The following is a 24584-nucleotide window of genomic DNA, read 5'->3' on the forward strand; positions in this document are numbered from 1 at the left end:
TGATTGCGCTGGCTCACCGTCGATCGACAGTGCTGTTCGCGATGATGCGCGACGGCACCCTCTACGACGCACCGGAACCCCGACCGCTGGCATTAGCTGCTTGACAGATCACATAGGGGCACCCCCCGACCTTTCTTGTTCAAGTCATTGCGCACCTCGATGTGCGCCGCTGGGTATTAACAATACGTGCGTATTGGTTATGTGTCTAGCGGGAGTTTTGGTCATTTTCTTGATGGCTGACGGGTCGCTGTTAAACCCCGATGGCGCGCAAAATAGGCGCCCCGCTGAGGGGGCGCCTATCGCTACGGCTGCGCTCTGCTACGGCGCTACAGTGCGCGCACGTACTCCACGAGCGGGTTTACTGCCTCGCGGTCGAGGTCGCGGATCGGGTTGTCGAACATCTTCAGCATCCCCTGCTCCGAGGGGCTGAGGTTCGGTTTGAGCTTGAGCGCACTACGCATACCGCTCATCATGAGCTTGTCCTTGCCGCGCAAGATGCCCATGTCAAAGCCGCCGCGGAGGTAAAAGAGCTTTGCGGCGTCACACTGTTCGGGAGTCAGCACTTTCTCCCACTGGCGTGCGTTTGCCTCGGGGTTCTCGGGGCTCGCACCGGTGTACCAGAGCACGACCTGCTTGCCGCGGAGTTCGTCCCAGAGCTTCAGGAACTTCGACAGGCCCCCGAGATTTCCGGCCCGGTTGCCGCCGCCGTGCACGATCACGTCGTGTTCGGCGATCAGTTCAGGGGTGAGTTCGTCGGTAGTGACGAGCGTTGCGCCGAGATCGGCGGCAATCCACTCGGCATAGGTCTTCGTGAAGCCAGTTTTCGAGGTGTACGCAACCAAGACGCTCATGGGAACAGTTTACGTCGTGGTCCGTCTGCAATCTCTGTCGCTTATAGACCGTCAGGAGGGAATTATTCCCTCCTGACCACCTATACACGTCAGAAATTGCAGGTACAGGCAATGTCCCGGCCCCACCCCGCCCAACATCCGGCAGAGGCGCCGACACAGGCACAGGAACCCCAAAACCAGGAACAAAGCCAGTTCACACTGCATCTCCGCAGCGCGACACAGGTGGTCGACTTGGCGGCTGTGGAAACTCAGTAATCCACAGGTCATGACTAGTGCCTATCAGCCCGACGCAGATTCGACGTCCAATCACTGCATGAACGACCTTGAATACCTTCTTGCCCAACACCATGGCGTAGTGAGTTCTGCCCACCTCCGCGAAGCAGGGCTCAAACACAATGATGTCCGGAGACTAACGCAGCGTGGCGCCCTCACCCGCCTCCGGAATGGGTGGTACGGCGGTGATGGGGCGAACCGACTGGCTGTCAGCGCAGTTCGTGCGGGTGGAGTTCTCAGCGGCCCAGCAGCCCTGAAACTCTATGGAGTTTGGATCCCGCCAAGACAGCCAATTCATGTCAGGCTTCGCCTCCTCAAGAACTACGTGCCGCATAGGTCCGCGCATGCCCTGATGCCATTCGCTCTACCAGAAGCTCGCGCTGTTCGGCTTGATCGCAGTGTCGACCGCCCAGCCAGTGCACTTCTTACGAGCATGCTTACCTGCCCGCGTGACACCACCATTGTGCTCGCAGACTCGATCCTCAACCTCAACATTCTCAATTGGTCGGAGGTAGAGATGATTGCTCAACGTGCTGGCAAACGTGGTGCTGATGCATTGAAGCTGGTCGCGGACTCCGCACAATCGGGAACGGAAACGTATTTCCGACTGTGGTTGACTCGAAACAGAATTAAATTCCGGGCACAGGTGCGTATACCCATGGTTGGACGGGTCGATTTCCTCATCGGAGATCGCCTCGTTGTCGAGATTGACAGCCGCGCTCATCACGAGGCCCCAGAAAACCACGCCGATGATCGCCGGCGAGACCGATTCCTCACCAATATGGGGTATCGACACATTCGCCTCACCTATGCCGAGGTGATGTACAACCTAGAAGAGGTCGGATTAGACATTCTGGCGCTCATTCGACGCGACGAGCACCGTGGTGACCCGAGAACGCTTAGGCGATAGGTGATAAGAGACGTGTATGGGTGGTCAGGAGGGAATTATTCCCTCCTGACCACCCATACACGTCAGAAATTGCAGCCGCGCCGAAAAAGCCGCTAGCCTGCAGCGCTAGCTGGCGGTGGGGCCGCCGCCGAGGCCGGGGTTGATGACTTTGCGGGCGGGTTCGACGGGGCCGCTCGCGTCAATGTCGTCGGCGCCGAACACCGCGGGGTGCAGCACGACGACATCGCGCAGGTTCCGGTAGCGCTCGTTGTAGTCAAGCCCGTAACCAACCACGAACTCATTCGGCACGTCGAAGCCGATGTAACGCACCGGCAGATCTGTCTTCAGCCGCTCGGGCTTGCGCAGCAGCGTGCAGACTTCCACGGAGGCCGCTCCGCGAGAGGCCAGGTTCTGCGTCAGCCAGGTCAGCGTCAACCCAGAGTCAATAATGTCCTCGACGATCAGCACATCACGACCGGTCAAGTCGGTGTCGAGGTCTTTCAGGATCCGCACCACACCGGTAGATTCCGTGCCCGAGCCATAGGAAGACACGGCCATCCAGTCCATCTCCAGCGGCATCCGCAGTTCCCGCGCGAGGTCGCTCACGACCATGACCGCGCCTTTGAGCACCCCCACCAGCAGCGGCAGCTTGCCGGCGTAGTCACGCTCGATATCGCGCGCGAGTTCGCCGATGCGCTCCTGGATTTCTTCGGTGGTCAGTAGCACCTGACGGATCTCGTCCGGGCAGTCTTCCGCGCGCATCCGCTAGTCCTCCTCGTGTCCACGTCCGGCCGCGCCGAACAGGATTCGTCCTTCGGCTCGTTCCACGGTGATCCCTGGCAGGTCGATCGGCCCTTGACCGCGCCATTCGGTGGCCAGCGCGGACACCATCATGGTGTGGGCACGCGAGAGCGAGACGCCGAAGCCCTGCTCGGCAACGATTCGACAGATTCGCTGACGCAGGGCTGCAGGCTGGGTTACGAGTCCCCCGACATCGAGCGTGACGCGACCCTCAGCATCCGTGTCGACAATCTCCTGCGCCCATTCGAGAGCGAGCGCGTCGAGCGTTTCCGAGTCTTCCCGCAGGGTGGTTGCGGTGCGGGCAAGTGCCTGAGCGATGCCCGGCCCAAGTTCCGCCTCGAGCGTTGGCATCACGGTCTTGCGGATGCGCACCCGCTTGAAGCTTTCGTCCTCATTCATCGGGTCGAGCCAGGGTTCGAGCCCCTGGTCGGCGCAAGCATCGTGAGTCTCTTGACGCTCGATTCCAAGTAGCGGCCGCACGAGGTAGCCGTTGACGACCGCCATACCGTGCAGCGACTTCCCGCCGGAGCCGCGGGCCAGGCCCAACAGGACCGTCTCAGCCTGGTCATCCAGCGTGTGGCCCAGCACGACCCAGGATGCGCCGAGGCGCTTTTTCACCTGGTCAATGATGTCGTAGCGAGCCACGCGAGCGGAGGCTTCGGGGCCTGCACCCTTGTCCTCCACCGTGATCGTCTCAACCACGACGGGGTCGAGCCCGAGGTCACGAGCCTGTTGCGCAGCGCGCTGCGCAACTTCAGCCGAGCCCGGCTGCATCTGGTGATCGACAATGACCGCTCCGGCACGAAGACCAGCCCGCGGCGCCTCAAAGGCAAGGCCGGCCGCTAATGCAAGCGAATCCGGTCCACCAGAGAGCGCAACGAGCACAAGGTCTCCCTCGGCCGCGTATCCGCGAAGCGCATTGCGTACTGCCCTTCGGATGTTCGCGACCGCCGGGGTTAGGCGAGGTCGATCAGTCACGGATGCCAGCCTAGCTTGGCCTAGGCCTGACGGCTACGTCGCCGACCGAACACCAGGAAGGAGATCGGGCCAAAAAAGTTCACGAAGTTTGCGAAGAACCACAGCCATTTCTTCCCGCGCACCCGCTCCCGGTCGCTTGTGAGCAGCTCCGCTTGAGCCACGACCAGCAGCGTGATCTCCACGGCCGCGAGGCCCACGATTCCGAGCTTGGTGTTCTCGCTCAGGGCCTGCCACCGCTTCTTGCCTTGCGAGACCCACTCGCCATTCTGTGTCGCCATCTGCTCACGTCTCCCATTCGCGCCATTTTGGATGCTCGGGTCCAGTCTCGCGGATGCGGCTGGATGCGAGGCTATTGCGGCGTAGTTCCCCGCAGTTTTCGATGCAGGATGCGTGACTGCGGATTCATACCGACGAACTCGACTGTGGCGTCGTGCTGGGCATATTTCTGTTCGATTGCATCGAGCGTTACGACCGAAGAGGCGTCCCAGACGTGCGAATCGGATAGGTCGATGACCACTCGCTTCGGGTCATCGGCGTAGCGGAACTGGGTGACGAGGTCATTGCTCGAAGCCCAGAACAGCGGGCCGGAGACTTTATAGCGGGCCACCGCAACCGAGCCCGCACCCGAACTTGCATCCGCATCCGACCCTGCCCGCGCACCAGCGTCCGTACCTGTGCCCGCACCAGCATCCGCGCCCACGCCTACCGCCACGCCCTCAATCACGCGAGTCACCCGCGTGAAGTGCGCGACTCGGCGTGCAAAGGCGATCATCGCCGCGAGCACACCCACGATTACGCCGACGGCGAGATTCTCCGTCCAGACGACCACCACGACCGTCAGCACCATCACCGTGGTCTCGGCCCGGGGCATCCGCCGCAGCGTCTTCGGCGCGATCGAATGCCAGTTGAATGTCCCGATCGAAACCATGATCATCACAGCCACCAGCGCCGCCATCGGGATCATCCCGACCACGTCTCCGAGTAGCAGAATCAGCAGCATCAGCCACAGCCCGGCCGCGAAGGTTGACACTCGGGTGCGCGCGCCGGAGCCCTTCACATTGATCATCGTTTGGCCGATCATCGCGCAGCCACCCATGCCGCCGAACGCACCGGCGGCAAGGTTCGCGATCCCCTGTCCCACCGATTCGCGCGTCTTGGAAGAGTTAGTTTCGGTGATGTCGTCGACGAGTTTCGCGGTGAGGAGCGACTCCATCAGCCCCACAAGTGCGATCCCGACCGCCGTCGGTCCGATGATCTGCAGGGTCGCCAGCGTCAAGGGAACTTCGGGGAAGAAGAGGCCCGGTAGGGATGCGGGAAGCTCGCCTTGGTCCGCCACCGTCGGCACATCCACGCGAAAGAGCAGCGCGACCGCGGTCACCACGACGATCGCAACGAGCGGCGCCGGGACGGCCTTCGTGACCTTCGGGAACACCCACACGATCAAGATGCCGAGGGCAACGAGCGCGTACACCTGCCAGCCCACGCCAACAAGGTGCGGCAGCTGCGAGAGCGCAATCAGAATCGCCAGTGCGTTGAGGAAGGCGATCATCACGCTGCGCGGGATGAAGCGCATCAGCTTCCCCACCCCGAGCACGGCCAGCACGATCTGCAGCACACCCGCGAGTAGCACCGTCGCGACCACGTAGTTCATGTCGTATTCGCGCGAGACCTGTGCGAGCACGAGCGCGGTGGCGCCCGCGGCGGCCGTGACCATCGCAGGCCGACCACCGGTGATCGAGATCGCGAGCACCATCACCATCGAGGTGTACAGCCCTACGGCAGGGTCCAGCCCCGCGATGATCGAAAAGCCGACCACTTCGGGAATCAGCGCCAGACACACCACAAGACCCGCGAGCACCTCGCGGATAAGGATGCGCGGATGGGTGAGTGCGTGCCTCACGCGCTGCTCGACCACGGGAGAAACGGCGGTACTCATGCAAACCTTCCTGCTGCTAGGGACCTTCCGATCCTAGGCGCACCCATGCTCGGCGGCGGCACGCCCAGGCGACCCGGGGCCGCACCCATGCACGCCAAGGGACGTGCGCGCTAGCCTTGACCCAACGCATCCAATGCGAAATCACCCCATCAAGCACTTAGGAGCATCCTTCATGGCCGCATATGACGTCGTCATCGAGATTCCCCGCGGAAGCCAGAACAAGTACGAAGTTGACCACGAGACCGGTCGCGTCTACCTCGACCGGGTGCTCTTCACCCCGTTCGTATACCCGGTCGACTACGGCTACTTCGAGGACACCCTCGCCGACGACGGCGACCCGCTCGACGCGCTCGTGCTGCTCGAGTACCCGGTGTTCCCGGGCGTGGGCCTGAAGGTTCGCCCAATCGGCGTGCTGCGTATGTCGGACGAGGCCGGCGGCGACGACAAGATCCTCTGCGTCCCCCACAAGGACCCGCGCTTCGCGCAGTACCAGGAGCTCGAGGATGTCCCGCAGAACACTCGCGACCAGCTCCAGCACTTCTTCGAGCACTACAAGGACCTCGAGCCCGGCAAGTGGGTCAAGGTTGACGCGTGGGGTTCGGCTGCCGAGGCTGACGAGATCATCCAGCGTTCGATCGAGGCCTTCCCCGGCGAATAAGCGCTTTCTGGCGGCTGAGCACTTTCCGGCGGCAGAGCCCGTCCCGGCAAATCAGCGCTGACGCGAAAAATCCGCGGTGACGAGAAATCGTCACCGCGGATTTTTTAGTGGGTTGGATGCGCGGCTCGGCTTTGGCGGTATTCGCCCAGCGGGATGCTTTGTTTCGGCAGAGTGCGCGACGGCCTCGGGAGGTGTATCCCGGGCCGGATGCGCGCGTGGGCCTAGTAGTAATACATTCCGCGGTTATTCAGCCAGGCAACGGGGTCGACGTAGCTGCCGCCCTGCAGGATTTCGAAGTGCAGGTGACAACCGGTGGAGGCGCCAGTGGTGCCCGCGTAGCCGATGACATCCCCGGCATTCACGTACTGCCCAACGTAGACATTGATACCGCCCGAGGAAATGTGGCCGTTCTGGATCACGCTGCCGTCGTTGGTGCGGTAGGAGACCATGTTGCCGTAGTCACCGACCCAGCCGGCGATCGTCACGGTGCCGGATGCGACCGCATAGATCGGTGCCCAGCAGGTGCCGCCGGGGACGACCAAGTCGATGCCATTGTGCATCCGCCAGTAGAAATAGACAGGGTGCAGGCGCATGCCGTAGGGGCTGGTGATGTACGCCGAGGAGGACATCGGGTAGTGATAGCCCGCGGTGGATGCGCTGCTCGACCCGCTGCTGGAGGAACCGCTCGAGGATGAGCCGGAGCTGCTGGAACTGCTCGAGCTACTGGAGCTGCTTGAGGAGGACGAGGAGCTGGAGCCACTGTTGTTCTGCTGTTGGCGGGCGGCCTCGGCTGCTGCGGCTTCCGCGGCCGCTGCTTCGGCGGCTTCCTGGCGCTCCCGTTCGATGCGCTGGCGCTCTTCTTCGCGAAGTCGCTCGCCCTCTTCGTAGTCGGCTTCAACCACGTCGCGGTGCTCCATGAGCGGAATCAACATGGCTTCGAGTTCCGAGCCTTCGTTGATCGCCGCATCACGCTTGTTCTGGAGGTCCTGCTGCGCCGCGACTGCCGACTCGTAGGCCGCTTGCGATTCCGCCTCGAGCCGTTCGAGTTCATCGAGCGCGACCTCTGCCTGCTCGCCAAGCTGTTCGGCGTTATTGCGCTGACTGACCGCATCCTCGTAAGTGCCGCCGTTGTGGGTGCCGAGCTTGGAGAGCGTCGACATGCCCATCAAAAAGTCGTCGGCTGAGCCGGGCTGTGTGAGCAGCTGCACGGTCGGATCGACGTTGACCCGATTCGACATTGCGGCGACCATGGCGCCGGCTTCCTGCTCAGATTCGGTCGCGAGCTGGTCCGCCTCGTCAGCCTGCAGCTGCAGGTTGTAGACGACCGAGTTCTGTTCGGTGGTCGCATCTGCCGCGTCGGAGTACGCCTGGCCGGCGTCAATGGCGACCTGCTCAGCTACTTCGACATCGGCTTTGAGCTGATCAATCTGGCCGTTGATTTCGTCGATCAGGGCGTTTTGCTTGTCGACATCGCCCTGTGCGCTGATGACGTCATCCCAGGTGGCGTATTCGTCGAGATCTTTTGCGGTTGAGACAAGTGCGCCCTGTGCAATCAGAGCTGCGGTGAGAACTACTACGGCACCGGCTTTGAAACCAAGGTGGCGCGTGCGATCCCACAGACCACTGGTCGAAGTCATCCGTCCCTCTCTTTGCCTTCTTTCGAGACGCTCCGTTGCCTCGAATTTGGCATCGTCAGTGCGCAACTTTCACATACGCCACGTAAACAACATTTGCTACGGTAGTCACTCTGGCCAATGTAATCAATATTTTTCTCACGACACGCGCAGTCTGCCGACGCTATTTAGCCCGATGATGCGGTAAATACTCGCGTTATACACGGAGTGTCGGCAAGACGGCATTTTTTCACTGGATGCAGCGGGGCACTTTCCGAAAGGTTTAGTGCCTCCAGCGCCCGAGCGTTTTTTCACCGCCAGCATCCCGAGCAATTTTGCACCGCCAGCAGCCTCGAGTGACTTTGCACTTCCTGCCCCCTCGAGCGATTCCTCACTTCCTGAACCCCAAGCGATTTTGCCGCCCCAGCATCCACGAGCGATTCCGCACCTCCAGCATCCTGAACGATTTTGCACCTTCAGCATCATCGCGACACGCCGATAACTTCCCAGCATTTAGGCCGATTTTGAAACCCGAGCCGCAGCCAACTTGCGAGCGCTGCGCAATGCCCCTAAGCTTTACTCTCGGCAGTCAACACGACAGCAAATCTCGGCCCCATCGTCTAGTGGCCTAGGACACTGGCCTTTCACGCCGGCAACACGGGTTCGAATCCCGTTGGGGTCACTGTGGTAGCCCCGAGTGGTACCGAAGCCGAGAGATCTGTTACTGTTGGATGTCGCAAAAATTAATAAGGCCCTGTAGCGCAGTTGGTTAGCGTGCCGCCCTGTCACGGCGGAGGTCGCGGGTTCAAGTCCCGTCAGGGTCGCGAGTGCGACGCCCTTGTCGAAAGATGAGGGCGTTTCATCTCGGTAAAGGATTTCCTTTACCCGGCTCTGTAGCTCAGTTGGTAGAGCGCACGACTGAAAATCGTGAGGTCACGGGATCGACGCCCGTCGGAGCCACTAAACCCCGCGTAGCTTCTACATCGCGGGGTTTTTCGTTTTCCCGCGCCGCCGGCCGCCGCGCTTGCACTCCAACAATTCGTCACCAGACGCTCTTCTACCCGCCCCAATCAGCATCCATCGACGAATCTCCACACCCCACCCCCAACAACTCGTCACTCGACGCTCTCCCGCCAGCCCCAAACAGCATCCATCGACGGATCTCGGCGTCCCACCCCAGCAACTCGTCACTGGGTGCTCTTCTGTCGGCTACAACCAGCGCCTATCGACGGGTCTGTGTGGCGGGAGGGTCGGTGGAACCCACCGAGGCCGCTCGGCGAAAGCGGCGGAGGCCGAGGAATCTGCGGAGACCGCACAGCTAAACTGGGGCGATTTCACGAAGGAGTGCGATGTTCGAATCAGAAGCAAGCGTCGTCGACCAGCAAGTCTCGACGGGGCAACTCCCCACATGGGAAGAAGTCGAAGAGCTCACTGCGCTTGCGTATGCGGAATATCGGGATCTCGATGAAGGGGAAGTCGCCGACTATATTCCGGCGCTGGCCCACGCCAGCCCCGACTGGTTTGGGGTATCGGTAGCTGAAGTGCACGGGCGGATCCACGACGTCGGCGAAGCCCGGCATCCATTCTCGATCCAGTCCGTCTCCAAGGCGTTCGTGTTCGCCCTCGTCTGCGAAGAATTTGGCCACGATGTCGTCCGCGAGCGCATCGGCGCGAATAACACCGGCCTGTCTTTCAACTCGGTGATCGCCATTGAACTCAACGAGGGCAGCCCCATGAACCCGATGGTGAACGCCGGCGCGATCGCCACCACTGGGATGCTGGCTGGCATCTCGCACGAGCGGCAGTGGAGCCGCATCCGCGAGGGGCTTTCTGCGTTCGCCGGCCGCGAGCTCGAGGTGGATGCAGAGGTCTATGCCTCCGAGATGGCCAGCAATCAGCGCAATCAGGCCATCGCCTACCTCCTACAGAGTTACGGTCGCCTCAACAGGGACCCGCACGAAACTCTTGATGTCTATACCCGGCAGTGTTCGCTGCTCGTAACCGGCCACGATCTCGCGATCATGGGATCCACCCTGGCGAATGGTGGCGTAAACCCGATTACCGGTGAGCGGGTGGTCTCCCCCGACACCACGCGAGACACGCTGTCCATGCTCGCGGGTAACGGTATGTATGAACGTTCCGGCGAGTGGCTCTTCGAAATCGGCCTCCCGGCGAAATCCGGTGTCGCCGGTGGAATCGTTGCGGTATCTCCCGGGAAGGGCGCCGTTGGCACGTTTTCTCCGAGGCTCGACCGGGCGGGCAATAGCGTGCGCGGCCAGCGCGCGATCGCATATCTCTCGCGTGCCCTCGGACTCAATCTCTTCGCGTCCTCGGAACTGCCAGCCCAGCCACGCCCCACCTCAACAAGCGGATTCGGCATCCTCAACAACTAGCCGGGGTGAGACCAAAGGCGTCTACTTCGTTTCATTCGGGTGGCTCGTGTGCACCTGTTCAAGAAACACCGTCTGCCCCTCAACGAAAAACCAAATTCGTGCGCCGTCACCCCGCAGTTCGGGAGCTAGTTCGCAATCGCAACGGCTGCCAGCACCTGGCCGCGCGCGGCAGCGATCCGTTCGGCTTGGGTCTCGATTGCCTCGGCTAAATCCACCTCGGTTAAGTCCGCTTCGGTGATCGCGGCTTCGGCGGCCCCTGCCCACAGTTCAACGTTCACGCTGAGCTTTTGCTTCGCGGACTTCGGCCGTCACACCCCAATCACCTCGCCATCCACCCCAACCGCACCGGGCCGCCCCAACACCGGCCACAGCGTCTTCCGGTGGCCCTCATCCAACACGAGAAACTCCCGGTCCTTCGCCGCCATAAAGAGGTCGAAACCACTCAACAGCCGCAACTGCGGCGCATCCACCCTTCCCGCATCCCTAAGCTGCTCAACATCCGCCGTCAGGGCAAACAGCCGACGCCCCGCCACGGTCACCTCGCGCGCATCCGCTGGCCAATACGCCTTGATCTCACCCACATTCGTCTCCAGGTAGGCCGCAATGTCGCGCGGGCTTGCAGGCCCGAGGTGGTGCAGGTACGCGCGAATCACCTGCCGCGGGGTGGATGCCCGCAGAGGGTCACTCGCGAATCCGGGCTCACGGCGCGGCCAGTTCGGGATGCGCCGAAGATTCGGCGGGTTAGTGCCTGGCTCAAGCTCAAGCCCCGCGTGGAGTGCCCCGATCCGAAAGAGTTGCTCGTGCGGATGCGTAGCCCCGCACCGTCGACAATCAACCTGGTATTCGCCCGGAAGTCGCTCGTGCAGCAGCGTCGACAGCTCACCCTTCGAAATTGTGGCGCCACGGCTGGGAACCGCCTCACGCATCACAGTCGCAAAGACCTGCATCCCTTCAATCGCTCCGACACCGGCAGCCTGCAGACCTTTTCCGGCAAGCAGGATGCGTTTGGTCGCGTCGGCCTCAGAGAAGGGTGAGAGCGCGATCTGCAGGTCGGCGAGGTACTCGCGGCGCACAAAATGCGGCGCTCCACGAACGGCCCACACGGTTAGCTTGGCCGCCCGGGCCTCTTCTCGCTGCATCACCGCATCCTTCTCAGCCCAAGTTTCCGCCCTGGAACGACCACCGGCGCCGACCTATCATTGAACATATGCCTCGCCGGGTGACTGACTATCGCGGGCTCACCGAGATGAGCCGACTGAGACTGCTGCATGCCGTCCAGCGCCGTCCCGGCCGCCTGCTGAAAGACCTCGCGGCCGATGCGGGTATCCACATCAACACGGCGCGCGATCACATGCGGGTGCTGGAAGACGAGGGGCTCGTGTCGAGCGCTCCGATCGAGACGGGGCGACGGGGCCGGCCGCCGGTGGTGTATTCGCCGGTTCGAGATGTCGATGACAGTGCCGAGGCTTCCCGCCGGGTGCAGGATGCGACCGCTCGCGGCGATCTGCTCCGTCGCGTTCAGCCCGACCTTCGGGGCACGCTTGACCCGGTTGGGCTGCACCAGCTCGACACCCTCTATGAGCACTTGGATGATGTCGGTCTTGAGCCCGAGGTGAACCATCGAACGTTGACGGTGGGGCTCAAGCCCTGCCGATATGAGCCGCTGATTCATGAAGAGCGCCCGGTGGTGTGCGCCGTGCATGCCAAGTTGGTTCGTGACCAACTCCAGCACGTCGAAGGTCCGCTGGAACTTCGCCGACTGCATCCATACGTTGGGCCCGAGCGCTGCGAGATCGTGCTGGGCATCGCGGGCGAGGCGAGCCGCGCATCCCGCCCGGGCGGCGTTTCGAGCGAGGCCGCGGATGCGGAACTCGCTGAGCAGGCCGACGCCGCCTTGCGCGAATGGCAACAGAAGTCCTCCCGAGTATTCACCACCGGCCCCAGCGGCGCGAAGCTCGCGTCGTAGTGCGACGGGTGCGGCGGTGGCGCCAAGGGGATAACGCCACCACCGCACCGTCGACTGCCGACTACGCGTCGGGGTTCTGTGCCCAGAGGTCGGGACCGAAGACCTCGTAGTGGATGTTTTCGCTCGGGATGCCCTGGTCGATCAGCGATTTTCGCGCGATCTGCATGAAGGGCAGCGGGCCGCACATGAACACTTCAGCATCGCCCGGCACCTCAACGTCAGAGAGGTTCATGAACCCTTCCTTCGCTGGGTGGAGCGTGGGTGCCTTGTCAGCATCCTTCTCGTACCAGTTCTGCGCCTTCGCGTCCGACATCGCGAGCACCTGACGGCGCAGGCTGTCATACAGTGCGTGGTCGGCGTGCGACTTGTCGGCGTGGAAGAGGCGCACCGTGCGGTCTGGCTGGCGGCGCGAGAGGTCCTCGAGGATCGCGGCGACCGGGGTGATCCCGATACCGGCCGAAACGAGCACGATTGGCGAGTCGGTGTCGGCGCGGCCATCAAGCACCACGTCACCGGCAGGCTGTGAAAGGCGCAGTACCGTGCCGGGCTTGGCGTTCTCGTGCAGCCAACCCGAAACCGCGCCGTCGGGGGCGCCGTTCACACCGCGCACGCGCTTAATGGTCACTCGCAGCGAGTCGCCGCGCGGGCCCGAAGAGATCGTGTACTGGCGGGGCTGGCGCATCCCGTTTGGCAGGTCGACCTCGATCGCCACGTATTGGCCGGTGCGGTGCGAGGGCACGTTGCCTTCGAGCGGTGCAAGCAGCAGCGAGAAAACCTCATCAGACTCTTCGAAGCGCTCCACCACGCGGTATTCGCGCCACGGCGACTCGGGGTCGGTGCCGCCCTGAGCGTAGAGCTTTGCTTCTTCGGCAATGAGCTGGGTCGCAAAGAGCCAGTACACCTCATCCCAGGCAGCAGCGACCTCGGGGGTCACGGCGTCGCCGAGCACCTTGCCGATCGCACCCATCAGGTACTTGCCGACGATCGTGTACTGCGGAGCCTTAATGCCGAGCGAAACGTGCTTGTGCGCAATGCGCTGCATGACGGGGGTGAAGTCCGGCGCATCCGGCGAAATAAGCTGCACCGCGAACGCCACCACCGAGGCCGCGAGTGCCTTCTGCTGTTCCCCGATGGCCTGGTTGGCGTGATTAAACACGTTCAGCAGCTCGGGGTGAGCTTCGAACATGTCCGGGTAGAAGACCTTGGTGATCGCTTCAGCGTTCTCGGCGACAACGCCGGCGGTCGCGGCAACGATGGCTTCATTTTCCGGGTGGAGTTTCAGCATGAGATGGGCACCTCTCCTAAATTCTCTGGATGCGAGGAACACCTCGATCCTGCCCGGTCGCCAAATTCGCTGCTCGCGGTTCCACCGTGTTTATTAATGGATGCCCCTACCGCGGCGTCGCAGCACATCGAAGAGCACGCGCAGTGACAGCACACCAGAGATCGACAGCAACAAATAGCCGAACAGGTTCAGCAGCGTGACCTCGGGTGACAGCGCTGGCCCGGTGGTGCTGTTGAGCAGCAGTACCGACATGATCCCCGTGACTCCCGCGAGCACGGCGAAGGTCACGGTGGCAACTATTTCGCGGATGAAGTCACGGTCACGGCGATCGGCGAGTAACCGCATATTGAATCCGAAGCGACCTTCAGCGAGGTCCCCGGTGATCCGATCCACCCGCCCCGGTAGCCGCCTAATCATCGGCAGCGCCCCGAGTGCCTCGTCCGCGAGCGCCTTCGTGACAGAGGCGGGCTTGACCGCATCCACCGCCCGATGCTTCACGAAGCTCGCGACCTCCGCCAAGAAATTGAAGCTCGGATCGAGCACCGTGAGCGAGCCTTCGACGGCGATAATTGCCCGGAACGGCATCGTCATCTGCGCTGGCACGACAAGACCATATGACTGCAGCAGGTGGGTGACGTCGGTGACGATTGAGGCGTCGAGTTTCGTGCCGACGCCCAGCTTCGTAGCCATGAAGTCGGCAAGGCTACGGCGCAGGCTCGCCTCATCGAGATCATCGGGAAGATCGAGGAACCCGAGAATTGCTTCGGTAAACGCGCGCGAGTCGTGGCGCGTATAGGCGAGCAGCACATCGAGAATCTGCTGCCGCATTTGCGAGTCGAGTCGTCCCACCGCACCGAAATCGAGCAGCGCCAGCTGCTGCTCTGTGTCGATCACAATATTCCCCGGGTGCAGGTCCGAGTGATACGCGCCCACGTCAACGATTTGCTCGAGTGTAGAGGCGAGCAGGCGACGGGCAAGTTCATGCCGCTTTGCCGCATCCAGCGACTCGAGGCTCGAGATATGGCTCAGGGTCGTGCCCTCGAGGTACTCCATTACGAACACCTCGTCGGTGCTCAGTTCCGGGTATTGGCGAGGGATGCGCACGCGGGCCGATTCTGCGACCTCAGTCTGTGCGTGGGCCAACACCGCGAGGTTTGCGGCCTCGCAGCGGTAGTCGACTTCCTCTTTGAGGCTGTCGGTGAGGTTTTGCACGAGATGCTCGGCGTGGAGTTGATCGCCCCATTCGCTATTTTGCGTGAAAGTGCGTGCGAGCCGCAGCGCAATATCGGTATCGAGATTGATCCGGTCGACGATGCCCGGGCGGCGCACCTTCACCGCAACTCGCTCCCCCGAATGCAGGGTCGCGTCGTACACCTGCCCGATGGATGCGGAGGCAAACGGTTCCGTATGAAAAGACTGAAAGACCTCGCGATAGTCGCGGCCGAGGGATGCATTCAGCGCCGGTTCGATGGTCTCCCACGACGCTGGCGGTACTTGCTGTTGCAGCTTGCCGAGTGCGGTGATGAATTCTTGCGGCAGCAGATCCGGCCGAGTGGAGAGAATCTGGCCGATCTTCACGAACGCCCCGCCGGCATCCTCAAGGACCGCGCGCAGCGCATCCGCTTGCTCGCGGCGCGCAGTCATTGCCTGCACCGTGTTGTCGTGATGCAGCGCGCGCGGCAAGACCTTGTGCTTGCCGATAATCCGCGCGAGTTGTTGGTAGCGACGCTGTCGCTGAACACCGCGACGAACCGCCGGCAGCCATTTATCGGGTCGCGGGAGCGAACCCTGCGGGAGGACGAGTTCAGCCAGCACCAGGGTGGCCACGGAGACGAACAGGATGAGGGAGAGCGCGATCGCGATCATCGCGAACCGGTCGGTGGTGTTGTTCCACGCGAACCTCGCCGCGAACGCGACACCCGCGATGAGCCCCAGCAGCCCCGCGAAGGTAATCCGCGCGCGGCTCATTCGCTTCCCCAGCAGACGCTGCAGCAACGAACCGATCAGCAGCATGAAAACGAGGGCCGCAACCAACATCAACACAATGTCGAGCGAAACAGTCAGTGCACTCACGGGGCTCCTTCTTCGAGTCTCTCCTGAGTTCTACCAGTTCTCGACTGGCAGTTTCCGCATCGGTGAAAACTGATTTTGGCGCCTCGATGTGCAAAACAGTGGTGAAGCGCACGGCTCCACCACCGTTAGATCACTGAAACGGGCGCACTGCCACGAGATGTGGCTCATTCAACGCACGGCCGCTACCTAACCGAGCTGGTCGAGTGCCTGCAGGAGGTCGGCGACGAGGTCTTCGGAGTCTTCGATACCCACGCTCAACCGAACGAGGTCCGCAGGCACTTCAAGCTCGGTGCCGCTCACTGAAGCGTGGGTCATTGCCGCAGGCAGCTCAATCAGCGATTCCACGCCACCGAGCGACTCAGCCAGCTGGAAAACGCGAGTCGATTCGACGAGCTTGCGCGCCGCATCCGCCCCGCCGCGCACCTGCAGCGAGACCATGCCGCCGAAGCGTCGCTGCTGCTTCGCCGCGATCTCGTGACCGGGATGCGATTCCAGGCCCGGGTAGTGGATGGCCGACACGGCAGGGTGGTCGGCGATCGCCGCGACGATGGCCTCGCCGTTGTCGCTGTGCGTGCGCATTCGCGCCGAAAGCGTCTTGATGCCGCGGCTAAACAGCCAGGAATCAAACGGCGAGAGCGCCCCGCCCGAGGCGTTCTGCAGGAAGCCGATCGGCTCGCCGAGTTCGGCATCGCGCACGATCACGGCGCCGCCCACCGCATCCGAGTGACCGCCGAGGTACTTGGTGAGCGAGTGCACCACGAAGTCCGCGCCCAGGGTGATCGGCTGCTGCAGGTACGGGGTCGCGAAGGTGTTGTCGACCACGAGCAACGCGCCCGCAAGGTGCGCAATCTCGGCCACGGCGGCGATATCGGTGATGCGCAGCAGCGGGTTCGACGGGGTTTCTACCCAGAGGAGCTTCGGCTTGGTTTCGGCGACCGCAGTGCGCACCGCGTCGAGGTCGGTGAAGTCCACCGGGCGGTTTTCGACGCCCCAGTGGCGGTAGACCTGGTCGATCAGGCGGTAGGTGCCGCCGTAGGCGTCATTGCCGATCACGATCGTGTCGCCGGGGCGGGTGTGTGCACGGATCAGTGCATCCTCTGCCGCGAGACCGCTCGCGAAGGCGTAGGCCGTGGCACCTGCTTCGAGCGAGGCGAGGGTCTCCTGCAGCGCGGTGCGGGTCGGGTTGCCACTGCGCGAGTATTCGTACTCGCTGCGGAGCTTGCCGACGCCATCCTGCACGAAGGTGGAGGTGAGGTGCAGCGGCGGGATCACCGCGCCGGTGCCCGGGTCGTTGGGGTTGCCATCGTGGATCGCGCGGGTGCTAAAGCCGGTCATGCTGGGTCGTTCTCCTCTTAATTGGTGTCGGATGCGTTTAGGCGCTGACTTCGGAAGCCGGCTCGGTCAGGAGACCCTGCTCGCGCATCCAGTCGTCACTAAAAATCTTGTTGAGATAGCCGCGACCGCTGTCGGGGAAGATCACGACGACGACTGCGTTCTCGTCGAGCTCTTCCGCTACCCGCAGCGCAGCCCCGAGCGCCATGCCGGAGGAGCCACCCACGAGGAGCGCTTCCTCGGTCGCAAGCCTGCGCGTGAGTGCAAAGGATTCGGCGTCGCCGATCTTGAGGATGCGGTCGGGCACCGCGGTGTCGAAGGTCTCCGGGAAGAAGTCCTCGCCAACTCCCTCGACCCGATAGCTGTGTGCCTCGCCGCCGCTGTAGATCGAGCCTTCGGGCTCGACACCGATGATTTCGACGCGACCGTTGGAGATTTCTTTGAGGTAGCGGCCGGTGCCGGTGATGGTGCCGCCGGTGCCGACGCCGATCACCACGTGGGTGACGGTACCGTCGGTGTCGCGCCAGATCTCCGGACCGGTGCTGCGGTAATGCGCGAGGGGTCCGTTTTGGTTCGCGAACTGGTTCGGCATGAAGGCACCAGGGATTTCGCTGACGAGCTGTTCGGCCACGCTGTTATAGGAGCGCGGGTCGGAGGTCGCCACCGCGGTGGGCGTAATCACTACCCTGGCGCCGTAGGCCTCGAGCACGCGGATCTTGTCGATCGCGACCTTGTCCGGCAGGACGAACACCGTCTTGTAGCCGCGGCGCTGAGCTTCGAGTGCGAGCCCTACCCCGGTGTTGCCGGAAGTCGGTTCGACGATGGTGCCGCCCGGCTGCAGTTTGCCTTCGGCTTCGGCCGCGTCGAGAATCGCACCGGCAATGCGGTCTTTCACCGAGCCGCCGGGGTTCAGGTACTCGACTTTGGCGAGGATGCGGGCGCCAGATTTCGGGGTGACGTGCTGAAGTTCGACGAGCGGGGTATTACCGATGACTTCGGTAATCGAAGTGTGGATGCGCACAGATTTGTCCTGGGTGGAATGTTGTCGGGGTCAGTGATGGCCTCTGACCACTACGTCAGAGGTGACTAAAGACAACAACACTGCTGCATGCACCCCACGGTAGCGACCTCGAAGAGCGTAGGCAGCTATTTCGTCACGGAACGAAATATGACGAAACCGGGGCCCACTAGTCATGGATTGCAACAAAATTCCAGGCATACCGGCACTGTCTGGCCAACGGATGAGCGGCTTCATTACGTTACGACACCCGGATACTCCAGAACATTCCATCCACACGGCCAGTCATCCAGCCACCCAACCAAGAAACCTGTAAACTTTTCTTGAAATTTTTTACACGTTTTAAGGACGTGTGAAAGGATTTTGCATATGTGGAACGCGAACGAACCCTTCAATGATCTACCCGCGGCGCCGATAGAAGAACTGGAGACTCGGGCTGTCCTAAAAGCGACAGTCGGAGCTCGTGCGGAACTCGCCGGATTGAACGAGGCCCTCAAGCGGATGCCAAACCCGGCGGTTCTGTTGCAGTCAATCTCGCTCATCGAAGCCCAAGCAAGCTCCGAAATCGAGAACATCGTCACGACTATAGACGAATTGTTCCGGTCAGCTGCACACGTTGAACAAGAAATTACCCCGGCCACGAAAGAAACCCTTCGCTACCGGACCGCACTCTACGCTGGCTTAGAGAGCATCAAGTCTCGCCCGATCACTTCAACAACAGCATCGACAGTCTGCACGCAGGTGACCGGCAGGGACATGTCAGTCCGCAACCTTTCGGGCACTTTTATCGGAAACCCGACGACTGGCCTTGCCCGGTACACCCCGCCTGATGGCGCCAAGGTCATCCGGGAGAAGCTGGCAGAGTGGGAAACGCTTGTCCATGACGCAAGTGATGTCGATCCTCTTGTCATCATGGCGGCAGCACACTATCAGTTCGAGGCGATTCACCCGTTTGCGGATGGAAATGGCCGCACCGGACGCATCCTCAACTCCCTCATGCTTGTCGAGCGGGAGTTACTTTCATATCCAGTGTTGTACTTGTCGAAGTACATCATTCGTAATAAGAATGAATATTACGACCGCCTTCTCGAGGTCACTAGTAGCGAGGCTTGGGAGCCATGGATTCTGTTCATGCTCGACGGGGTCACCGAAACGTCCCGCGAGACTCTTCTCACCGTTGAGCAAGTCGATGCAGCACGACGCAGCGTTCGCACCGTTCTTCGTGAAGTCGGCGGCTCAAACTCCTATCTCCTTGACCTCCTGTTTGAGCTTCCTTACGTTCGGATTAATAATGTGGTGGCGCGATGCGATGTCTCTCGCCCCACGGCAACCAAATGGCTCAACGAACTCGTAGAGGCTGGCGTTCTTATCGACGAGAGAATCGGCCGCGAGAGGCTCTTCATCAACGTTCAGTTCCTTCGCGCATTGACTCTGTCCAGTTGATTGAGCTCCACTTCAATCAAGGCAGCAGCCTTCCCGCTGGACATGCAAAGACTTTTAACACATCCCCAGAACGTGTAAAAAATCTCGCGAATTTTTTACACGATTAATTTTGCCGAGCTATTCCGCGCGGCGGGTACACCACCGTCACCAGCACCACGCTGATCAACATCAGCAAGAACCACGACACCAGTTTCATGATCGACACTGGTTCCCAGCCGTCAACTTGATCGGGGTATGCCCACGCTCCCGCCCAGGTCGCAATGTTCTCGGCAAACCAAATGAACGTCGCGACCAGCCCAAAGGCGACCAGAATGGGCATCTTGAAGGTGCGCCGGTAGACGCGGAAATGCATCCAAGTCGGCCAATACGTGACGACTACCGCGAGCACAATCAGCCACCGCGCATCCCACACAAAGTGGTGCGTGAAGAAGTTGGCGTAGGCCGCGAGCGCGAGGATCGCGGTCAGCCACAGGCGCGGATAGCGGTCGAAACGCAGATCCATAAGCCGATACACCCGCACCATGTACGAGCCAACCGCCGCGTACATGAACCCGGTGAACAGCGGCACTCCCGCGATACGGAGCACACCGTCGGGGTCATAGAGCCAAGATCCGACCCCGGTTTTGAACAGCTCCATAATGGTGCCGGTGATGTGGAAGAGCATGATCACCCACAGCTCGCGACCGGTTTCGAGCCTGGTCACGAGCATGAGCACCTGGATGCCCACCGCCACGATCACGAGCGCGTCGTTCCGCGCGAGCGTGGCATCGTCGGGCCACCACAGTCGAGCGGCGATGATCGCGATCAGCATCAATGCACCGAAGAGGCAGGCCCACGCCTGCTTCAGCCCGAAGACGAGAAATTCCAGCAGGCCCGAGCGGAGGCCCCGGTCGCCTCGAGAGGCCAACCAACGATTCGCAGTCCGGTCGAGAAAGCGCTCAACACTCGTGAGATTTTTGGGTTGCTGCGATTCACCGGAGTTCATTGCGCCTTAGCTTGGCATAAGCAACCCCGCGATCACATCCGACTGAGGTGTCGTTCCATGTCGAGTGGCTTACGACGCTTCACGCGACGGTCGCGTTCCCGCACCCCACCGACGTAGATCCACCCGAGCAGTTGCTCGTGCTTTTCGAGTTTGTGCGCCTTGCGGATCTTCTTGCTGCGCGCGGCGTCACCCGTGCGCCACATCGTGCCCCAACCGGCTTCGTGCAGCAGCAGCGATAGGTAATGGGCGACGGCGGATGCGACGGATTCCTGCTCCCAGTACGGCACCTTCGAGCTCTTCTTGGGCGACACCACGACCGCGAGCACAAGCGGCGCTCGCATAGCCTTCGCAATCCCTTTGTCTTTGCTCGTCCCGTTCGCTTTCGCGAGCGCTTTGCCGAGCTTCTCGCGCCCCGCACCGCGGATCTCGATGATGCGCCAGGGCTTGAGCGCTGAGTGGTCAGACACGCTCGACATGGCGCTCAGGAGATATTCGAGTTCTTCGCGGTCGGGGGCTTCCTCGGTCACACGCGAGTGCGAGCGTCGCGCCCGCAGCGCAGCGAGCGCGGGACGTTCCGGGAATTCAGGTTCAGGCATCGTGGGCTCCAAAAGGATGCAGGCAGGGACAGGGTTAAGTCTCCCGTAACTTGCTTGGAATCAGACTTTGAGCGGCAGTTAACCGCCGCTGCTACGTTGCTCGCATGCCTTTCGTGAGCGCACTGCGCAATGCCGCCCCTGCCGTCGCTTCTCTTAGCCAGAACTCCGAGGAATATTGGTTCCTCGAAGACGTATTCCAGCGCATCCTGCACGGTGACATCGAAGATGCCTACGACGCCGTCGAACTCCTCGAGGAGAATATCGACGAGTATCTCGAAGACGGTGAGGATTTTCCCGAAGCCGCCGCGTTCGCTTTCGCTGAGGAACCGGAGGAATACACCGAAGCGCTCGCCGAGGCGCTCTGGGCCGCCGCGTACACGACCGCCCAGGCCTGGGATGAAGAAACTACCGACACCGACCGCTTCGTGGAAGCAATCGGTGCGCTGGAAGAACTCGGTATTGACGCCGGTATCTTCACCGACTTTGCTGATGTCGAACCGCGCGAGGGGCAGCGCGGCGCGGTAGTGCTCTGGGTGAATGCCTGGGAGAACTTCGACAACGACGATGCAGTTCCCGTCATGCTTTCGCTTGCCGAGCGTGGTGACGCCACCATGGATGAGGTCGAAGCGGATGCGATAGGCGCGTTTTCGGAGGCCGGGCTTGCGGCCGAGCGCACCGAACACCGCGGCTTCATCGTGGTGCCGATGCGATGGCGCCACCACGTGTCTTCGTGGGAAGACGCTGGCGGCCACGAGGTCTAGGCACTATCCACAGGTGCGACCCCACCGTCGGATCAGAAGATGGTGTTGGTGTAGGGGGTGGTCGAGGTGGTGAAAAGCCGCTGCAGAGTTTCGACTGCCTCAGGCGAAGCAGCCCTCACAAGCCCAGTGCCGAGCAGTTGCTGCACCGACACTCCCCCGAGGTAGAGCGATGCGAGCGCGGATGCGTCGATAGTCGCATCGACTTCCTTCGACGCGGTTCGGGTGACCGTCGCTTTGCCGCTTCGCGTCTCAAGACGATAGGCCCCGTCGATTAGCCCCAGCGCATCCTGCACTTGGAAGGTGACATCACCGTCGACCAGCCAGTCGCGCGCGGCGAGGGCCTGCTCGACGTCGAGGATGCGCAACCACAGTAAGTCGTTTTCAGTCACCACGCGATATGCGCGCGGGTCGACGAGCGCCCAGGGCAGCACATCTGCGGCCGGTGCGTGCTCAAAACGGATCACATCGGTCAGGCTCTGCCGCAGCAGGTACTCCCACAGAGCAAGATAGCCCGCGCGGGTTTCTGCAACGATATCAACGGCCTCAATCACCCGCGGGCTACCGTGCCAACCGCGATGCTGATAGGCGACATAGCCGTCGATCTCGCCCGAGGATGCAGCGATGTGGGCGGCGAAGCGGCGGTTCGGGTTCGGATTCAGGTCGGCCTGGTCGAAGCCGAATTCCCCCGCGATACCACGCGGTGTCAGCGTGGCCCGGCCAATCGAACCGGTCGTGGCGCCGTGGAAACGGTCAAAGACACCCTCCGCCACGCGGTCGTAGGTTACCCGGTCAATCTGCTGCACGGTGCCGGTGGCACCGTGCCCCTCGCGGAACTTCGCGGTGCGCGCATCCACCTCAACCGACTTCTGGAAAGTCGAAACCCCAAACCCGAACCGTGAATAGATGCCGCCTTCCGTGGCGGTGAGCGCCGCAATCGGTACGCCATCGCGCTGCGCCCGTGCGAGGTCCTCGCTGATCACCCGCCGCAGGATGCCGCGACCTTGGTATTCCGCCCGCACCCCCACGCCGGTGATGAGGTGCGCGGGCAATAGCTCGCGGCCCGCGTTCAGGGTGCGCCGATAACTGATGTATGTGGCCACCGGGATGTGTGCGCCATAGAGATTTTGTGCGTCGTAGACTCCGGTAAATTCGGCCTTGTCCGCAAGCCGGGCCTGCGCCAGAGCCTCGTGTTTTGCTGCCGAACCGGGCGGCAGCTGGAAGCCGATCTCGTGCGCAACGAGCCAGGCTTTCACTTCTTCGCTGAGCGGGCCCGGGGCATCCCCCGTTCGGAAGCGGCGCAGAGTCAACTCCGCGCCAGAGCCCGCCCGATCGCCAATGCTGTTCCCAGGGTCCGTGCCGTGTTCCGCTGCCGTCATGCGCCAACCGTAGCGCGCGAAGTCGAAGCAAAATGTCCGCGCAGGGTATTCGTCTCATACTCGTGGCGATAGAGGCCGCGCTTACGCAAAATCGGCACCACCCCATCCACAATCACCTCGAGGCTCTCGAGCAGCACATCCGGTTGCAGGTTAAAGCCGTCCACCGCACCCAAACGGAACCAGTCTTCGATCCGGTCGGCCAGCTGCTCGGGAGTACCGACAAACCCGCCGTGGCCGGAGCCCTGATAGCGGGTCCGCTTTAAATATTCGCGCACCGTGGGCTTAGTCTGTCGGATTTGCTCGAAGATAGACTGACGGAAGCCGACGCTGCCGAGCCTGCTATTCGCATCCAATTCCGAGTTCAGCAGCCAGTCAGGAAATGGCTCGTCCAGGGGCAGGGTGGATGCGTCGTACCCGATCGTGCGCGAGAGCCAACCGAGCGAATAGCTTGCCGGACTGGAATCGTAGAGTTCGTCGATGCGGCGCTTGGCTTCTTCCTCGGTGCTGCCAAGCGTCACCAGCAGCCCCGGCAGAATCTTCACATCCTGCGGCGCCCGCCCGTATTCAATCGCGGCTTCCTTCACCTCGCGGTAGTGCTGAATTGCTGATTCTTTGGTGATCTCTGCCGCAAAGACACCGTCCGCGAGTTTCCCCGCGATCTGTCGACCGGGCCCCGACCCACCAGCTTGGAAGATGATTGGTCGCCCCTGCGCGGATATCGGCGCCTCGAGCGTCGCATCAATCGAAAGGTACTTGCCTTCGTACCGGAACCGCTCACCGGTGCGTGCCGAATCCCACAGCCCCACCACAATGTCCGCGAACTCATTCGCCCGACCGTAGCGGTCCTCCCGTGTTGGCAGCTCCGTAAGCCCGTAGTTCGCCGCCGAGGCCGCCGAGTTGGTGGTCACGAGGTTCCAACCCGCCCGGCCGCCTGAGAGATAGTCGGCGGTGAGGATGCGCCGGGCCAGTTCATAGGGATCGTTGAAGGAGGTCGTTGCGGTCGAGATGAGCCCGATGTGTTCGGTGGCCTGCGCCACATGCGTCCACAGCACAGTCGGATCAAACTTCGCCGCATTCGCGTCATAGGACGGATCCCCGAGGAAGGGCCCGTCGGCGAGAAACACCGCGTCGAGAGTCCCCCGTTCCGCGGTCTTCCCAATCTGCGTCCAATAGTCCGCGTCAAAGGCGGAATTCGGTTGCAACCGATTCGACTTCCATGCCGACGGCACATAGCCGAGCACCAGTGCGTTGATACCGAGCAGAACGTGCCCAGTCTGCGATTCGGACATGAGTCAGTTTCCTTACTTATTGCGATTGAGCTTTTGCTGAGGCGTCGAAGCGACGCGGTTGGATGCGG

Annotated in this window: 22 protein-coding genes, 3 tRNA genes and 2 pseudogenes; 10 read left to right on the forward strand and 17 right to left on the reverse strand. The window is 62.0% G+C overall.

All coding sequences use genetic code 11. From position 1 onward, the window contains the following. Window positions 1-326 precede the first annotated feature (326 nt). Window positions 327-851, reverse strand: coding sequence for a flavodoxin domain-containing protein (locus tag F8O05_RS09880; RefSeq protein WP_158052586.1), 525 nt, complete (start codon window positions 849-851; stop codon window positions 327-329). A gap of 313 nt (window positions 852-1164) precedes the next feature. Here F8O05_RS09880 and F8O05_RS15290 point away from each other — a divergent pair. Further along, window positions 1165-1236: pseudogene (locus F8O05_RS15290) on the forward strand (hypothetical protein); the annotation flags it as partial. 24 nt (window positions 1237-1260) lie between these two features. Here F8O05_RS15290 and F8O05_RS15045 read toward each other — a convergent pair. After that, window positions 1261-1470, reverse strand: a complete 210-nt coding sequence (locus F8O05_RS15045) for a hypothetical protein (RefSeq protein ID WP_225735863.1) — start codon at window positions 1468-1470, stop codon at window positions 1261-1263. 87 nt (window positions 1471-1557) lie between these two features. Between F8O05_RS15045 and F8O05_RS15050 the strand changes: the two genes are divergently transcribed. Further along, a complete protein-coding gene (locus F8O05_RS15050; RefSeq protein ID WP_225735857.1) occupies window positions 1558-2034 on the forward strand; it encodes an endonuclease domain-containing protein in 477 nt (158 codons plus the stop codon). Between the two features lie 105 nt (window positions 2035-2139). Here F8O05_RS15050 and hpt read toward each other — a convergent pair whose 3' ends face one another. The 4 genes from hpt to F8O05_RS09905 form a co-directional block, all read right to left on the reverse strand. Further along, window positions 2140-2775 (reverse strand): hypoxanthine phosphoribosyltransferase, encoded by a 636-nt coding sequence (gene hpt / locus F8O05_RS09890; protein ID WP_158052588.1) that lies wholly within the window; start codon window positions 2773-2775, stop codon window positions 2140-2142. Between the two features lie 3 nt (window positions 2776-2778). Next, the gene (gene tilS / locus F8O05_RS09895; protein ID WP_225735858.1) at window positions 2779-3801 is read right to left on the reverse strand and encodes a tRNA lysidine(34) synthetase TilS; all 1023 of its coding nucleotides are present in this window, start codon (window positions 3799-3801) and stop codon (window positions 2779-2781) included. Between the two features lie 11 nt (window positions 3802-3812). Continuing rightward, on the reverse strand, window positions 3813-4070 hold the full coding sequence (locus tag F8O05_RS09900; RefSeq protein ID WP_158052590.1) for a PLDc N-terminal domain-containing protein: 258 nt from the start codon (window positions 4068-4070) through the stop codon (window positions 3813-3815). A gap of 71 nt (window positions 4071-4141) precedes the next feature. Beyond that, window positions 4142-5728 (reverse strand): SulP family inorganic anion transporter, encoded by a 1587-nt coding sequence (locus F8O05_RS09905; RefSeq protein WP_158052591.1) that lies wholly within the window; start codon window positions 5726-5728, stop codon window positions 4142-4144. Between the two features lie 172 nt (window positions 5729-5900). On the opposite strand from F8O05_RS09905, the gene F8O05_RS09910 reads away from it, so the two are divergent. Next, window positions 5901-6386, forward strand: coding sequence for an inorganic diphosphatase (locus tag F8O05_RS09910; RefSeq protein ID WP_158052592.1), 486 nt, complete (start codon window positions 5901-5903; stop codon window positions 6384-6386). Between the two features lie 221 nt (window positions 6387-6607). Here F8O05_RS09910 and F8O05_RS09915 read toward each other — a convergent pair whose 3' ends face one another. Then, the gene (locus F8O05_RS09915; RefSeq protein WP_158052593.1) at window positions 6608-8023 is read right to left on the reverse strand and encodes a M23 family metallopeptidase; all 1416 of its coding nucleotides are present in this window, start codon (window positions 8021-8023) and stop codon (window positions 6608-6610) included. A gap of 585 nt (window positions 8024-8608) precedes the next feature. Here F8O05_RS09915 and F8O05_RS09920 point away from each other — a divergent pair. The 4 genes from F8O05_RS09920 (at window position 8609) to glsA (ending at window position 10392) form a co-directional block, all read left to right on the forward strand. Beyond that, window positions 8609-8681: transfer RNA gene (locus F8O05_RS09920), tRNA-Glu, on the forward strand. Between the two features lie 68 nt (window positions 8682-8749). After that, a tRNA-Asp gene (locus F8O05_RS09925) sits at window positions 8750-8823 on the forward strand. A gap of 63 nt (window positions 8824-8886) precedes the next feature. Beyond that, window positions 8887-8959: transfer RNA gene (locus F8O05_RS09930), tRNA-Phe, on the forward strand. Between the two features lie 389 nt (window positions 8960-9348). Next, window positions 9349-10392 carry a glutaminase A gene (glsA, locus tag F8O05_RS09935; protein ID WP_158052594.1) on the forward strand — a complete coding sequence of 348 codons (1044 nt, stop codon included), beginning with the start codon at window positions 9349-9351 and terminating at the stop codon, window positions 10390-10392. A gap of 125 nt (window positions 10393-10517) precedes the next feature. Here glsA and F8O05_RS14800 read toward each other — a convergent pair whose 3' ends face one another. After that, window positions 10518-10670 carry a hypothetical protein gene (locus tag F8O05_RS14800; RefSeq protein WP_192497124.1) on the reverse strand — a complete coding sequence of 51 codons (153 nt, stop codon included), beginning with the start codon at window positions 10668-10670 and terminating at the stop codon, window positions 10518-10520. A 30-nt stretch (window positions 10671-10700) separates the two neighbouring features. After that, complete coding sequence (locus F8O05_RS09945) at window positions 10701-11531, reverse strand: DNA glycosylase AlkZ-like family protein (RefSeq protein ID WP_158052596.1); 831 nt, start codon at window positions 11529-11531, stop codon at window positions 10701-10703. Window positions 11532-11611: 80 nt separating this feature from the next. Between F8O05_RS09945 and F8O05_RS09950 the strand changes: the two genes are divergently transcribed. Beyond that, entirely contained in the window at window positions 11612-12358 is a 747-nt protein-coding gene (locus F8O05_RS09950; RefSeq protein WP_192497125.1) for a helix-turn-helix domain-containing protein, read from the forward strand. Between the two features lie 61 nt (window positions 12359-12419). On the opposite strand, the gene F8O05_RS09955 is transcribed toward F8O05_RS09950, so the two are convergent. From F8O05_RS09955 to F8O05_RS09970, 4 genes and pseudogenes are all read right to left on the reverse strand, one after another. Further along, window positions 12420-13643 (reverse strand): globin domain-containing protein, encoded by a 1224-nt coding sequence (locus F8O05_RS09955; protein ID WP_318655822.1) that lies wholly within the window; start codon window positions 13641-13643, stop codon window positions 12420-12422. A gap of 93 nt (window positions 13644-13736) precedes the next feature. Next, on the reverse strand, window positions 13737-15716 hold the full coding sequence (locus F8O05_RS09960) for an AarF/UbiB family protein (protein WP_158052598.1): 1980 nt from the start codon (window positions 15714-15716) through the stop codon (window positions 13737-13739). Window positions 15717-15902: 186 nt separating this feature from the next. After that, window positions 15903-17051 (reverse strand): cystathionine gamma-synthase, encoded by a 1149-nt coding sequence (locus F8O05_RS09965; RefSeq protein WP_158052599.1) that lies wholly within the window; start codon window positions 17049-17051, stop codon window positions 15903-15905. 64 nt (window positions 17052-17115) lie between these two features. After that, window positions 17116-18069: pseudogene (locus F8O05_RS09970) on the reverse strand (PLP-dependent cysteine synthase family protein); the annotation flags it as partial. Between the two features lie 366 nt (window positions 18070-18435). On the opposite strand from F8O05_RS09970, the gene F8O05_RS09975 reads away from it, so the two are divergent. Continuing rightward, window positions 18436-19509, forward strand: a complete 1074-nt coding sequence (locus F8O05_RS09975; RefSeq protein WP_158052601.1) for a Fic family protein — start codon at window positions 18436-18438, stop codon at window positions 19507-19509. Between the two features lie 103 nt (window positions 19510-19612). Here the strand turns inward: F8O05_RS09975 and F8O05_RS09980 are convergent, their stop codons facing one another. Then, the gene (locus F8O05_RS09980) at window positions 19613-20494 is read right to left on the reverse strand and encodes a DUF817 domain-containing protein (protein WP_158052602.1); all 882 of its coding nucleotides are present in this window, start codon (window positions 20492-20494) and stop codon (window positions 19613-19615) included. Between the two features lie 32 nt (window positions 20495-20526). After that, the gene (locus F8O05_RS09985; RefSeq protein ID WP_158052603.1) at window positions 20527-21090 is read right to left on the reverse strand and encodes a nitroreductase family protein; all 564 of its coding nucleotides are present in this window, start codon (window positions 21088-21090) and stop codon (window positions 20527-20529) included. Between the two features lie 104 nt (window positions 21091-21194). Here F8O05_RS09985 and F8O05_RS09990 point away from each other — a divergent pair, with 104 nt between their 5' ends. Then, window positions 21195-21851, forward strand: a complete 657-nt coding sequence (locus F8O05_RS09990; protein WP_158052604.1) for a hypothetical protein — start codon at window positions 21195-21197, stop codon at window positions 21849-21851. Between the two features lie 32 nt (window positions 21852-21883). On the opposite strand, the gene F8O05_RS09995 is transcribed toward F8O05_RS09990, so the two are convergent. Together F8O05_RS09995 and F8O05_RS10000 are read right to left on the reverse strand one after the other, a co-directional pair. Further along, window positions 21884-23227: a GNAT family N-acetyltransferase gene (locus F8O05_RS09995; RefSeq protein ID WP_158052605.1), complete on the reverse strand. Its 1344-nt coding sequence runs from the start codon at window positions 23225-23227 to the stop codon at window positions 21884-21886. Then, entirely contained in the window at window positions 23224-24516 is a 1293-nt protein-coding gene (locus F8O05_RS10000; protein WP_158052606.1) for an NtaA/DmoA family FMN-dependent monooxygenase, read from the reverse strand. The genes F8O05_RS09995 and F8O05_RS10000 overlap by 4 nt, the downstream gene beginning before the upstream one ends. Window positions 24517-24584: the final 68 nt, after the last annotated feature.

This window comes from Gulosibacter chungangensis (assembly GCF_008831155.1).
GTDB lineage: Bacteria > Actinomycetota > Actinomycetes > Actinomycetales > Microbacteriaceae > Gulosibacter > Gulosibacter chungangensis.